Below are 13,143 nucleotides of genomic sequence, written 5' to 3' on the forward strand. Positions count from 1 at the left end.
GGGCTGACCATAAATCCGCTTGCCCGTGCCGCCCTATTGGACCTTCGTCCAAGAGCCACGCTGCCCGGCAATCCCCTATGCTCCGATCCATGCGCGCACCCGTTCACGTCACGTTGATCTCTCTGGGCCTGTTGGGCCTGCTCTGGACCCTTGGCGCGGCCATCGCCCAAGACCCCGACATGCTGCCCACCCCCATCGCCGTCTGGAAAGTCATCGCGGCGGAAAGCGCATCAGGGGACCTGTGGTATCACATGGCCAACACCCTGCGCCGCGTTGCGCTGGCCTTTGGACTGGCCATGAGCGTCGGCTGTGTGCTGGGCCTGATCATGGGCCGCTCGGACAAGATCAACATGTGGCTCGACCCGTGGGTGACGGTCTTCCTGAACCTGCCCGCGCTGGTGATCATCGTGCTCTGCTACCTCTGGATCGGCCTGAACGAGGTCGCGGCCATCATCGCCGTCGCCCTCAACAAGACCGCCATGGTCACCGTCACGATCCGCGAGGGCGTCCGCACGCTGGACCGGGGCATAGGTGACATGGCGCAGGTCTATAGGCTAAGCCCCATGACCCGCCTGCGCCACGTGATCTGGCCCCAGCTTGGACCGTTCGTCGCCACCTCCACCCGCAACGGGCTGGCCGTGATCTGGAAAATCGTGCTGGTGGTCGAGTTCTTGGGGCGCTCCAACGGCGTCGGCTTCCAGATCCACCTCTATTTCCAGCTCTTCGACACCGCCACCGTCATGGCCTACGCACTGGCCTTCACAGGCGTGATGCTGAGCATCGAGTACGGGCTGGTCCAGCGGTGGGAGCGGGGGGCAAATGCTTGGCGGCGGGCTTAACACGGTAGAGGCTGGCGCATTTGAGCAACCCAAGAGGTCACCCCCAGCCCGGAACGGGCCAGCGCCCGTCCGCCCCCCGGGCGGGCGCTTCTGCACCAATATTACGCCGAAGAACCGTCATTCTGAGCCAATCGGAGCGCCTCGCTCCACCGTCGCAGCGCCCACCCCGGACGGACGCTGGCCCGCGTCTACGAATTACGGATAAACCTGCTAAGCTTGTGCGGAGATCCAACTGGCGAGGGAAACGACAAATGCTGGTAGAAAAGTGCTTATGTGAGCATTGAAGGGGAGAATTTTTTGGCCTATAAACAACCTAAAGTGTTGCAAGGGGAATTTATTTGTGAAACTTGTCTCGTTTTCCGTTGAAAACTACCGTTCAATTACGACTGCACGTAAAATACCGCTTTCAAAATACTCTTTGCTCGTCGGTGCGAATAATGAAGGCAAGTCAAATATTCTGCACGCTCTTACTCTTGGTATGAATGCTTTGATCGAGTGGCATCGGCAAATCCGTCGTACGGCAGACGGACGAGTAATAAGATCAATAATACCTCAAGGAATGGGGCGTTATGGTAGAATAGGCTATGATTGGGAGGTGGATTTCCCGGTAAGTAAGCAAAAAAGATCAACCATAAACAGCACAAGTAATATCACATTAGAATTTGCCTTAGATGAAAATGAAACCATTCAGTTCAAAGAAGAAATAAAGAGTAACCTTAACGGTACATTGCCTCTCCAAATATCTTTTGGTCAAAGAAGCTTTGATGTTACGGTCAAGAAGCCGGGAAGAGGTCAAGCCACTCTGACGCGTAAAAGCACCAGAATTGCAGATTTTGTCTCACGGCGGATTCGGTTCGAATATATTCCGGCAATCAGAACTGCGCAGTCAGCGAGTAAGGTAATCGCCACTCTTGTCGAGAAAGAGTTACATAAACTTGACGCTGATGAGGATTACGCAGGTGCAGTGGCAAAAATTGAAGAATTACAGCAGCCAGTTTTTGACGAGTTGGCCGATACAATCCAATCAACAGTCGCAAATTTTCTTCCAAATGTTCAGTCTGTGGAGCTAAAGAGCCGAAGAGAAGCGAGGTACAGATCGCTTCGGCGGGAAGTTGATATTATTATTGACGATGGCAATTTAACAAGCCTTGAACGTAAAGGCGATGGTGTACAGAGCCTCGTTGCTCTTGCTCTAATGAGACATGCTTCGGCTCAAAGTGACGATGATGCAAGCACGGTAATTGCAATTGAGGAACCTGAGTCACATTTACATCCACGTGCAGTGCATGAGTTGAGAGCTGTTATTGAGGCACTTGCAGAAAACAATCAGGTAGTGCTGACAAGTCACTCACCTCTTTTTGTAAACCCACATGACTTAAGTAACACAATTGTTGTAAAGGAGAGCAGAGCAGCACCAGCAGGTCATGTTTCTGAAATTAGAGATGCCCTTGGTGTTCGATTTTCAGATAATCTCGAAAATGCAAGGATGGTGCTCTTATTCGAAGGTTCTGACGATATTACTGCGCTCCGTTCAATATTGAAATCTCGTAGTCAGATTATTACGAGTGCAATTGATTTGGGTACACTTACATTTGATAGCTTAGGTGGTGCTAGTGGATTACGACAAAAGGCTTCGTTTTATTTGTCTGGGGCTTGTTCAATACAGTGTTTTCTTGATGATGACCTTTCAGGTCGCAGTGCTGTAAAAAAGGCAATTGATGACAAGATTCTCAAATTGCGCGACGTTAATTTATGTACTGTTCCGCATCTGGAAGAGGCTGAACTTGAAGATCTATATGACAAATCTGTATATGCGGAGGATTTCAACGCAGAATTTGGCGTTGATATAAAAGGTAAGATTATGGGTAAGAAGAAAATTAAGTGGTCGAAATCCACTGAGCAGCTCTTTAAGATGGCGGGGAAGCCGTGGGATAACGAAATAAAAGCTTCAGTAAAGAATTGGCTTGCAATCTATGCTTCCATGCATCCTGATAAAATTTTAAAAGAGCAGCTGGCTAAGCCTATTGATAGCTTTGTTCAATCTGTCGAGGCTAAATTGCCTGGTTCCACGTGAAGACCTTGCCAGTCTTTTGAAGATCACTTTTGCATGTTTATTGGGTCGTAGTGGCAATCTGCATTAAAAGTTAACTCCGATGATCACCTACTGACCTTCCCCCAAACCCATGCTACATGACCCTCCAAACCATCACGAAGGGCGCAGACATGGCCAAGACCCCAACCGGCAAGACCCCGGACGGCAAGAACACCTCCGGGCGCGGACAGCGGGACCTCAAGGTCAAGGTGAAATCTGCGCGGGGTCGCAAGCTCTCATCAACCCGCTGGCTCCAGCGGCAGTTGAACGATCCTTACGTCAAGCGCGCCCATGCCGAAGGCTACCGGGGCCGCGCCGCCTACAAGATTCTCGAACTGGACGAAAAGTACCGCTTCCTCGTCCCCGGTGCCCGTGTCGTCGATCTGGGGGCCGCCCCCGGTGGCTGGTGTCAGGTTGCCGTCAAACGGGTGAACGCGCTTGGCGAACGGCAGGGCAAAAAGATCGGCACCGTCCTCGGCATCGACCTGCAAGAGATGGAGCCGATTGCCGGCTGCGACTTGCACCAGCTCGATTTCCTCGATGAAGGCGCGGATGATCAGGTCAAGGACTGGCTGGGGGGCAAGGCCGATGTCGTCATGTCCGACATGGCCGCCTCATCCTCGGGCCACAAACAGACCGACCACCTGCGCATCATCCACCTGTGCGAAGCGGCGGCGTATTTCGCCTTTGACGTGCTTGAGGAAGGGGGCACCTTCGTCGCCAAGGTTTTGGCCGGTGGCGCAGAGGGCGAGTTGCAAAAGCTGCTCAAGCGTCGGTTCACCAAGGTGCTGAATGTCAAGCCGCCCGCGTCTAGAGCCGACAGCTCCGAGAAATTCGTCGTTGCCACCGGATTTAAGGGCGACACCTTTGAGTGAACCAGACGTCTGAGGCCTTACCGCGCAGATGAAGCGTGCGGTTGGGTCGCGTGCGGTTGGCCGGGACGCAGCGAACGGGTCGCGCGTTCCCGCAACGCCAATGCCACGTCCGGGCGTTGCGATTGCGGTTCGCCGTACACTCTTCCCGAGTCGGTTTGAAGTTGTTCTTGACGGTGCAGCTCGAACAATTTGGCACGGCGCACGTCACGGTGACCTGCGGTTTGCAGGTCTGAATAATGTCGCATAAGGCCTCCCCAGGCGGTCTGACATAGTGGCCTTGATGATCCGAAAATGCGGTAATTTTATGCCGGTTTTGCGGCGGTTTCGCCACGAAACGCCCGCGGTGCCGCGCCAAAGCGCTGCCGGAACGCGCGGGTGAGGGCCGTTGGATCGTCGTAGCCGCAGCGCACCGCGATCTCTGCGATGCTGGCTTGTGACCCTTCCACCAATTGCCGCGCGGCGCTTAGCCGGATGTGCCGATATAACCGCCCCGGTGTCATTCCCAGCACCGTTTGACAGCGCCGTGTCAGGGTGCGTGTGCTGGTGTTCAGCCGGGTGCAAAGGTCGCCAAGTGCCAGTGGTGTCTCGATGTTTTCACGCATCAGCCGGGTCGCACGGGTTAACAGCGGGTCGCGGATCGTTGGCACCGCCTCGCTGCGCACCGGGGGGATGAGCAGAGCATCCACATCCATCGCAATCGCCGGGCTGATGTCGCGCGCAATCACGTCCCGGCTGAGCGACAGGGCCGCTGCCGCACCTGCGCAGGTGAGCACATCGCCATCTTCGATCCAGAGGGCCTGTTCGACGGTCACATCCAGAAATCGTTCCGAAAACGCATCGAGAAGATCCCAGTGTACTGTCGCCCGTTTGCCCGCGAGCAACCCTGCGGTGGCCATCAACCATGCGCCCGCGTCCAGTCCGAACACCATCCCTGATCGCCGCGCCGCCTGTTGCAGCGCGCGCCGCATCTGGGGCGTGTCATTGTCGAGATGCCCGTAGCTGCAAATCACGTAAAGCCGGTCTACCCGACCGATCCCGCCAATCGCCCCATTGGGCATCACTGCAAGGCCAGAGCTGGACCGCACAGGTGCGCCGTCAAGGCTGTAGAAATCCCAGACGTAAACCGGCGTCCGGGCATAGCCATTGGCGGCGCGCAACGGTTCAAGCGCGTTGGACAGGCACAGGTTGGAAAACCGGTCCACGAGGAAGAAGGCGATTTTCACTTTCGGTGCGGTAGATTCTGGCGGATTCTGCATGGCTGTGACTGTATCTGCATGGTTGTGCGTAAATCCAGTGCCAAACTCTCTGCACAGAACACAAGGGAGTCTCCATGCCGCTTGCCATGACCCAAGAGGTCTTCATCACCTGCGCCGTCACCGGATCGGGTGGCACCCAAGACCGAAGCCCACATGTGCCCCGGTCCCCGAAAGACATTGCCGACAGTGCCGTTGCTGCTGCCAAGGCAGGGGCCGCGATCGTGCATTGCCATGTCCGCGATCCCGAGACCGGCGCGCCGTCGCGCAAGCTGAGCTACTACCGCGAGGTGACGGACCGCATACGCGATGCCGAGGTCGATGTGGTTCTGAACCTGACCGCCGGGATGGGGGGCGACATCACTTTTGGGTCCACCGACGCGCCGTTGCCCGTGAACGCCGCAGGCACTGATATGGTGGGGGCTGCCGAACGCGTCGCGCATATCGCGGAGTGCCTGCCCGAGATTTGCACACTTGATTGCGGCACGATGAACTTTGCCGAAGCAGATTATGTCATGACAAACACGCCCGGCATGTTGCGCGCCATGGGGCGGATGATGACCGAGCTGGGGGTCAAGCCCGAGATCGAGGCGTTTGACACCGGGCATCTCTGGTTCGCCAAGGAATTGGTAAGCGAAGGCATCCTTGAAGACCCGGCGCTTGTGCAGCTTTGTATGGGGGTGCCGTGGGGCGCGCCGAATGACCTCAACACCTTTATGGCCATGGTCAACAACGTGCCGGATCACTGGACCTTCAGCGCGTTTTCCCTGGGCCGCAACCAGATGGCATATGCCGCCGCTGCGGTGCTGGCAGGCGGCCATGTACGGGTCGGGCTTGAGGACAACCTGTGGCTCGATAAAGGGATACTGGCCACCAATGCGCAATTGGTAGAAAGGGCGGTTGGCCTCGTCGAAGGGATGGGCGCCAAGATCATGGGGCCGCAAGCGGTACGCGATAAGCTGGGCCTCACCAAACGCGCGCCACGAGGCTGAGCCATGGCAGTGATCTTATGCTACGGCGACAGCAACACCCACGGCACCACGCCGCTGATCCAACTCGGCGCGTTCGCGCGGCACGCGCCGGGGGATCGGTGGCCCGATGTGATGGCACAGGCCCTTGGGCCGGGTCACACTGTGATCAGCGAAGGCCTGCCCGGGCGCACAACGGTGCATGACGATTTGGTTGAGGGCGGAATGCGCAATGGCATGACGGTGCTTCCGGCGATCCTGCACAGCCATGCGCCGATTGATCTCGTGCTTTTGATGTTGGGCACCAATGACCTCAAACACCGGTTTTCCGTGACCGCGTTTGAAATCGCCCGGTCGCTGGAACGTCTGGTGCAAGCCACGCGGGCAGAGCTGGGTCCGGTGGACATCGTTATGATGGCCCCGGCGCCGGTCCGCGAAGCGGGGGTCTTGCGCGATGTCTTTGCCGGAGCCGAGGCGCGGCAGGACGGACTGGCCGAACACATCGCCGCAGCGGCGGCGCGTCAGGGCTGTGGCTTTGCCAATGCCGGCGCAGTGGTAGAGGTGTCGGACGTGGACGGCGTGCATTGGAACGCAGGCGCGCATCATGCGCTTGGCGAAGTGATGGCCCGCGCTGTGGTGGAACGCCTGTGAGGCGTGTCGTCATCACCGGTGGCGCATCGGGTCTGGGCCGCGCGATGGCCGAGCGTTTCATCGCAGAGGGTGACCGCGTGGCCATTTGTGACGCCGATCCATCGGCAGTGGCCGGGTTCGCGCAAGCGTATCCTGACCACATCGCCATGACCGCAGATGTCACGGACGAGGCTCAGATGGCCACAGTCTTTGACGCGGTTGAGGCGGCTTTTTCAGGCGTTGACGTGGTCTGTGCCAATGCAGGAATTGGCGGCCCGGCGGGACGGATCGAGGATCTGTCGCTTGCCGATTGGACCCGCTGTGTTGAGGTCAACTTGTCTGGCACCTTCCTGACCTGTCGCTGGGCGGCAAGGCAAATGCGTGCGGCAGGGCAGGGGCTCATCGTGCTGACCTCGTCCACCGCGGGCCAGTTCGGCTATCCGTTGCGGTCGCCCTATGCGACGGCGAAATGGGGTATCGTCGGTTTGACCAAGACATTGGCGATGGAGCTTGGCCCGGCAGGGGTGCGCGTCAACGCGATCTGCCCCGGCGCGGTTGAGGGCGACCGGATGGACCGGGTTGTGGCGATGGAAGCGGCGGCGTCGGGCCGGTCCGAAGACGCGGTGCGTGCGCTATACGTCAAAGGTGTGTCGCTGCGGTCCTGGGTGACGGCGGACGATGTGGCGGACACGGTGCTGTGGCTCGCTTCGCCGCAGGCCAAACGGATTTCAGGCCAGATCGTTGCGATCGACGGCCATACGGAGACACTTGTACCATGACACAGAGCGCAGCAATCATTGGCGGTGGCGTGATCGGTGGCGGCTGGGCCGCGCGGTTCGCGCTGATGGGATGGGATGTCCGGGTGTTTGACCCCGACCCCGAGGCAGAGCGCAAGATCGCCGAGGTCATGGCCAACGCGGCGCGGGTGCTGCCGATGCTTTACGAGGCCCCGATGCCTGTGCGCGGGGCGATCACCTATGTCGGGACTGTCGCCGAGGCCGTTGCCGGTGCCGACTGGATACAGGAAAGCGTGCCGGAACGGCTCGATATCAAACACAAGGTCATTGCCGAGATACAGGCGGCCTGTCCCGAAGGTGCAGTGTTGGCGTCTTCGACCTCGGGGTTCAAGCCGTCCGAATTGCAGCAGGGCGCGGCGCGCCCCGGTCAGATCATGGTCGCGCACCCGTTCAACCCGGTCTACCTGTTGCCGCTTATTGAACTTGTGCCCAGTGCGGTATCTGACGCGACAACCTTGGCGCGGGCCAAGGATATTCTCATAGGCCTTGGTATGTTCCCGCTGCATGTCCGCGCCGAGATCGACGCCCATATTGCCGACCGTTTCCTTGAGGCGGTCTGGCGCGAGGCGCTCTGGCTGGTCAAGGACGGCATCGCCACCACCGAAGAGATCGACAACGCGATCCGCTATGGGTTTGGCCTGCGTTGGGCGCAGATGGGCCTGTTTGAGACCTATCGCGTCGCCGGGGGCGAAGCGGGCATGCGGCATTTCATGGCGCAGTTTGGGCCATGTTTGCAATGGCCGTGGACCAAGCTCACCGATGTGCCCGAGTTCACCGACGACTTGGTCGACCTGATCGCCGGACAGTCAGATGCGCAATCGGGCGCTTTGGGCATCCGCGATCTGGAACGCCTGCGCGACAACAATCTGGTCGCTATCCTGCGTGCGCTGAAACAACAGGGTGCCGCGGCGGGCAAGTTGATCCTCGAACATGACGCCACGCTGCGCGGGCCTTTGGGGGATGGTGTGCCCTTGGTCACAGTGCGCCGGGTGGTGCCGGTGGATTGGACCGATGTGAACGGTCATATGAATGAGGGGCGGTATGGCCAGTTGTTCTCGGATGCGTCTGAGGAGCTGATGACCCATGTCGGTGCAGACCGTGACTACATCGCGGCGGGCAACAGCTATTTCACGGCTGAAACGTCGGTCAAATACCTGTCGGAAACCCATGCTGGTGAAGATATCACTGTCACCACGCGGGTTATGCTGGGCGAGGGCAAAAAGCTACGCCTTTGGCACGAGATGTGCCGCGCAGCGGATGATACCGTGTTGGCGACCTGCGACCAATTTCTGCTGCACGTGTCGCTTGACACGCGCCGGTCCTGTCCGCCCTTGCCGCATGTCGCAGAGGCAGTCGAACGGCTGGCTGCGGCGCATTCGGAGGTCGACACATGAATTTCGGATTGAGCGACGAGCAAGAGATGATCGTCTCGACCGTGCGCGACTTTGTCGAGCGCGAGATCTACCCGCATGAGGCCGAGGTGGAACGCACCGGCGAAGTGCCGCACGAAGTGGCGCAAGAGATCAAGCGCAAAGTGATTGATCTTGGTTTCTACGCCTGCAACTTTCCCGAAGAGGTGGGGGGCGCGGGGCTGGGTCATCTTGATTTTGCGCTGGTCGAACGCGAACTGGGGCGCGGATCGATGGCGCTGACGCATTTCTTTGGGCGTCCGCAGAATATCCTGATGGCGTGTGAGGGCGACCAGCGTGACCGCTATCTGTTGCCTGCCGTGCGGGGCGAAAGGATGGATGCGCTGGCCATGACCGAACCCGAGGCGGGATCGGACGTGCGCGGCATGGCCTGCACCGCGCGACGAGAGGGCGGCGATTGGGTTGTCAATGGCACCAAGCATTTCATCTCGGGCGCAGATCACGCGGATTTCTTCATCGTCTTCGTGGCGACCGGGGTTGATGAGACACCGAAGGGGCCCAAAAAACGCATCACCTGTTTTTTGGTGGATCGCGGCCATCCCGGTTTCACAGTGCGTGATGGCTATAAGTCCGTCAGCCATAGGGGCTACAAAAACTGTATCCTCGAATTCGACAACTGCCGCCTGAGCGATGCGCAGGTCTTGGGCGCGGTTGATGGCGGGTTCGAGGTGATGAACACATGGCTCTATGCCACGCGCATCACCGTTGCCACAATGGCTGTGGGCCGGGCGCGGCGGGTGTTTGATCATGCGCTGAGCTATGCCGCCGCCCGCAAGCAATTCGGCCAGCAGATCGGCAAGTTCCAGGGTGTCAGCTTTCAGATCGCCGATATGATCACCGAGATCGATGCCGCCGACTGGCTGACGCTCGCATCAGCATGGCGGTTGGATCAGGGCTTGCCCGCCAACCGCGAAATCGCCAGCGCCAAACTTTATGCCAGCGAAATGCTCGCGCGGGTCTGCGATGCGACGCTGCAAATCCATGGTGGCATGGGGCTGATGGACGACTACCCGATTGAACGGTTCTGGCGCGATGCGCGCGTAGAGCGGATCTGGGACGGCACCTCTGAGATCCAGCGCCACATCATCAGCCGCGATTTGCTGCGGCCGTTGGGGGCGTGATGGCCGGGTTCACAGAATTTTATGGGCTGATGCCAGATTCTTCCACGAAGAATATGTGCGCAGGCTTGATTCAGGGCGCATATTGATGCGCAGGGCCTTGGATCGTCTGTTCAAACCCGCCTCTGTTGCGGTGATTGGCGGCGGGGCATGGTGCCGGTCTGTCATCACGTCTTTGGCCCATATCGGGTTTGACGGTTCGGTCTGGCATGTTCACCCCACTGCCAAAGGGGCATTCCGCGACCTTTCGGACCTGCCCGCCGCGCCCGATGCCTGCTTCATCGGTGTGAACCGCGGCGCCACGATTGACATCTTGCAAGCGCTGAACGCCATGGGTGCAGGCGGCGCGGTGTGTTTTGCCAGCGGTTTTGCCGAAACTGGCGATGGTGCTGGGCTGAACACCGCGTTGCTGGCGGCGGCGGGGGACATGGCGATCGTCGGGCCCAATTGCTATGGCTTTGTCAACGCGCTCGACCGGGTGGCGTTGTGGCCGGACGTGCATGGGTTGATCCCGGTCGACAGCGGCGTTGCGATCCTGACGCAAAGCTCCAACATCGCGCTGAACCTGTCGATGCAGGCACGCGGGCTGCCGATTGCGTTTGTCGGCACCGCAGGCAATCAGGCGCAGATTGGTCTCAGTGTTCTTGCTCGGCATCTGCTGAATGATCCCCGCATCACGGCGCTTGGCCTGCATATCGAAGGAGTTGGCGATCTGCCTGCGCTGCATGCCCTGATGCAAGACGCGCACCGTTTGGGCAAGCCCGTCATCGCGTTGAAATCCGGACGCTCTGAGGCGGCACAGATTGCGGCGCTGTCGCACACGGCGTCGCTTTCGGGGTCTGACGCGGGGGCGTCTGCGTTGTTCGACCGGCTTGGCATTCTGCGGGTGCGGTCGCTTGAGGCGATGATCGAAGCGCTCAAGCATGCGCATCTATATGGCCCGGTTGCGTCCGGTGCGATTGCGTCGCTGTCGTGCTCGGGTGGAGAGGCCAGCCTGATGGCGGATGGTGGGGCGGCGCGGGGCCTGCGGTTCGCGCCTTTGACCAAAGCGCAGGACAGAGCGCTGGAAACCGTGCTGGGGCCCTTGGTGACACGGGCCAACCCGCTGGATTACCACACCTTCATTTGGAACGATGCGGACCGGATGGCCGAGGTCTATGCGATCATGGCTGGTGGGCTTGCCGCGCTGACCGTGATCGTTGTGGATTTTCCGCGCACCGACCGCTGCCAAACCGATGCGTGGGATTGCGTGGAAACCGCCGCCCGGATCGCCCGCGACAGGACAGGCAAACCCATCGCCTTGCTGACGACCCTGCCGGAATCCATGCCTGAAGAATTGGCCACGCGGGTGATGCAGGCCGGTATTTTGCCGCTGCATGGACTTGAGGCCGGACTGGACGCGTTGGCCGTGCTTTATGCGGATCGAACACCAGCGGACCCGGAACGGGACATCGTGCTGCCCGTCATTGGCGCTGATCCCCGGATGAGGGATGAGGCCGCCGCAAAAGCGATCCTCTCTGAATACGGTCTGGATGTGCCGCGCCATGTGTTGGCCGACGGGGTGGACCGTTTAGATGCGCTTGCCGCGCCTTTGCTGCCCGTGGTGCTCAAGACGCGGGGCGTGGCGCATAAGTCCGATACGGGGGGCGTGGCGCTTGGGTTGCGTTCGGGCGCAGAAGTTATGGCTGCGGCGCAGGCCATGGGCGGCGACCAGTTCTATATAGAAGAGATGATCACAGACGGAGTGGTGGAACTGCTGGTCGCTATTCTTGCCGATCCGGCGCATGGTTATGTGCTGACCCTTGGGGCAGGCGGCGTGATGACCGAGCTGTGGCAGGACACGCAACAGCTTTTGGTCCCCGCTTCGGAAGCCGAGATCGCTGCGGCGCTGACCCGATTGCGTATTGCACCCTGCCTTGAGGGCTACCGCGGCAGGCCGGCCGCCAACTATGATGCCGTGATTGCCGCCGTGATGGCGTTGCAATCCTATGTGTGTGCACAGACCGGCCATATTGCCGAAGTTGAGATTAACCCGCTGATCGTCACCCCAACCCGCGCGGTGGTGGCAGACGCCCTGATCCGGGAGACCCCCTAATGGACAGCCCCCTTCACGTTATCCGAACCGGCCATGTGACCGAAATTGTCCTGAACCGCCCCAAGGCCAATGCGATCGACCTGATGACCAGCCGCGCAATGGGAGAGGTGTTCCGTGACTTCCGCGATGATCCCGAGGCCCGTGTGGCGATCATCACCGGGGCAGGGGACAAGTTCTTTTGTCCGGGTTGGGATTTGAAAGCGGCTGCGGATGGCGACGCGGTCGATGGCGATTACGGGTTTGGCGGCTTTGGCGGTCTGCAAGAGATGCGGGGCATGAACAAACCGGTGATCGCGGCTGTGAATGGCATTTGCTGTGGAGGCGGGCTTGAACTTGCACTGAGTGCGGACATTATACTGGCAGCTGACCATGCCAGCTTTGCCTTGCCGGAAATCCGTTCGGGCACGGTGGCAGATGCGGCCTCGGTCAAGCTGCCCAAACGCATACCATACCACATTGCCATGGAGATGCTGCTCACGGGGCGTTGGCTGGATGTGGAGGAGGCCGCAAAATGGGGTTTTGTGAACCATATCCATCCGGCAGCCGATCTGATGGCCGAGGCACGCAAGGTGGCGGCGCTTTTGGCCTCGGGTCCACCCTTGGTCTATGCCGCCATCAAAGAGATCGTGCGCGAGGCCGAAGATACGGCCTTTCAGGACATGATGAACCGCATCACCAAACGCCAATTGCCGAGCGTTGATATGCTGTACGCGTCCGACGACCAGATGGAAGGGGCGCGCGCCTTTGCCGAAAAGCGGGATCCGGTGTGGAAAGGTCGGTGACTCGGGTAACTTTAGGGTGTTGACCTAGGGGTAGGTGTGGGTAACCTTGTGGATAAGGTTTCTTGTCAGCTTGGTGCTGCCGAAACACAGAGCAATTCGCCGGAGGTCGCGGCTCACTGGAGCTAATAAAATCATTATAAATCAATGACATAACAGAAAAATGACATTTTTAATGAATTTCCCAAGATTTCTTCTTGCGGACATCCTGCGGTGACTCTAAATACCCCTTCACCGGCGCTGCTGAGGCGGACGACGGGACGGCGG

11 protein-coding genes are annotated in these 13,143 nt (G+C 59.3%); 10 read left to right on the plus strand and 1 reads right to left on the minus strand.

Annotated features, from left to right (window positions below; genetic code table 11):
* Positions 1–89 precede the first annotated feature (89 nt).
* The 3 genes from ACSHXH_RS11875 to ACSHXH_RS11885 all read left to right on the plus strand — a co-directional run bounded on the left by ACSHXH_RS11875 (position 90) and on the right by ACSHXH_RS11885 (position 3,806).
* Complete coding sequence (locus ACSHXH_RS11875; RefSeq protein WP_435672011.1) at positions 90–839, plus strand: ABC transporter permease; 750 nt, start codon at positions 90–92, stop codon at positions 837–839.
* Between the two features lie 340 nt (positions 840–1,179).
* Complete coding sequence (locus tag ACSHXH_RS11880) at positions 1,180–2,913, plus strand: ATP-dependent nuclease (RefSeq protein ID WP_435672012.1); 1,734 nt, start codon at positions 1,180–1,182, stop codon at positions 2,911–2,913.
* A gap of 149 nt (positions 2,914–3,062) precedes the next feature.
* Positions 3,063–3,806 (plus strand): RlmE family RNA methyltransferase, encoded by a 744-nt coding sequence (locus ACSHXH_RS11885; protein ID WP_435672013.1) that lies wholly within the window; start codon positions 3,063–3,065, stop codon positions 3,804–3,806.
* 302 nt (positions 3,807–4,108) lie between these two features.
* Here the strand turns inward: ACSHXH_RS11885 and ACSHXH_RS11890 are convergent, their stop codons facing one another.
* On the minus strand, positions 4,109–5,029 hold the full coding sequence (locus ACSHXH_RS11890; protein WP_435672014.1) for a GlxA family transcriptional regulator: 921 nt from the start codon (positions 5,027–5,029) through the stop codon (positions 4,109–4,111).
* Positions 5,030–5,136: 107 nt separating this feature from the next.
* Here ACSHXH_RS11890 and ACSHXH_RS11895 point away from each other — a divergent pair, with 107 nt between their 5' ends.
* From ACSHXH_RS11895 to ACSHXH_RS11925, 7 genes are all read left to right on the plus strand, one after another.
* On the plus strand, positions 5,137–6,051 hold the full coding sequence (locus ACSHXH_RS11895; protein WP_435672015.1) for a 3-keto-5-aminohexanoate cleavage protein: 915 nt from the start codon (positions 5,137–5,139) through the stop codon (positions 6,049–6,051).
* A 3-nt stretch (positions 6,052–6,054) separates the two neighbouring features.
* Entirely contained in the window at positions 6,055–6,678 is a 624-nt protein-coding gene (locus ACSHXH_RS11900; protein WP_435672016.1) for an SGNH/GDSL hydrolase family protein, read from the plus strand.
* On the plus strand, positions 6,675–7,436 hold the full coding sequence (locus ACSHXH_RS11905; RefSeq protein ID WP_435672017.1) for an SDR family oxidoreductase: 762 nt from the start codon (positions 6,675–6,677) through the stop codon (positions 7,434–7,436). The genes ACSHXH_RS11900 and ACSHXH_RS11905 overlap by 4 nt, the downstream gene beginning before the upstream one ends.
* Complete coding sequence (locus ACSHXH_RS11910) at positions 7,433–8,848, plus strand: carnitine 3-dehydrogenase (protein ID WP_435672018.1); 1,416 nt, start codon at positions 7,433–7,435, stop codon at positions 8,846–8,848. Before ACSHXH_RS11905 ends, ACSHXH_RS11910 begins: the two co-directional genes overlap by 4 nt.
* Positions 8,845–10,005, plus strand: a complete 1,161-nt coding sequence (locus ACSHXH_RS11915) for an acyl-CoA dehydrogenase family protein (protein WP_435672019.1) — start codon at positions 8,845–8,847, stop codon at positions 10,003–10,005. The genes ACSHXH_RS11910 and ACSHXH_RS11915 overlap by 4 nt, the downstream gene beginning before the upstream one ends.
* An 85-nt stretch (positions 10,006–10,090) precedes the next feature.
* Positions 10,091–12,097 carry an acetate--CoA ligase family protein gene (locus ACSHXH_RS11920; RefSeq protein ID WP_435672020.1) on the plus strand — a complete coding sequence of 669 codons (2,007 nt, stop codon included), beginning with the start codon at positions 10,091–10,093 and terminating at the stop codon, positions 12,095–12,097.
* A complete protein-coding gene (locus tag ACSHXH_RS11925; protein ID WP_435672021.1) occupies positions 12,097–12,879 on the plus strand; it encodes a carnitinyl-CoA dehydratase in 783 nt (260 codons plus the stop codon). Before ACSHXH_RS11920 ends, ACSHXH_RS11925 begins: the two co-directional genes overlap by 1 nt.
* Positions 12,880–13,143: the final 264 nt, after the last annotated feature.

It is taken from the genome of Marivita sp. (genome assembly GCF_051251565.1).
Classification (GTDB): Bacteria; Pseudomonadota; Alphaproteobacteria; order Rhodobacterales; family Rhodobacteraceae; genus Marivita.

What these genes read in the sequence shown, in the direction of transcription:
- ACSHXH_RS11885 (WP_435672013.1), top strand. Translation starts at nt 3,063, where the DNA reads ATGGCCAAGACCCCAACCGGCAAGACCCCGGACGGCAAGAACACCTCC.
- ACSHXH_RS11910 (WP_435672018.1), top strand. Translation starts at nt 7,433, where the DNA reads ATGACACAGAGCGCAGCAATCATTGGCGGTGGCGTGATCGGTGGCGGC.
- ACSHXH_RS11920 (WP_435672020.1), top strand. Translation starts at nt 10,091, where the DNA reads ATGCGCAGGGCCTTGGATCGTCTGTTCAAACCCGCCTCTGTTGCGGTG.
- ACSHXH_RS11915 (WP_435672019.1), top strand. Translation starts at nt 8,845, where the DNA reads ATGAATTTCGGATTGAGCGACGAGCAAGAGATGATCGTCTCGACCGTG.
- ACSHXH_RS11875 (WP_435672011.1), top strand. Translation starts at nt 90, where the DNA reads ATGCGCGCACCCGTTCACGTCACGTTGATCTCTCTGGGCCTGTTGGGC.
- ACSHXH_RS11900 (WP_435672016.1), top strand. Translation starts at nt 6,055, where the DNA reads ATGGCAGTGATCTTATGCTACGGCGACAGCAACACCCACGGCACCACG.
- ACSHXH_RS11895 (WP_435672015.1), top strand. Translation starts at nt 5,137, where the DNA reads ATGCCGCTTGCCATGACCCAAGAGGTCTTCATCACCTGCGCCGTCACC.
- ACSHXH_RS11925 (WP_435672021.1), top strand. Translation starts at nt 12,097, where the DNA reads ATGGACAGCCCCCTTCACGTTATCCGAACCGGCCATGTGACCGAAATT.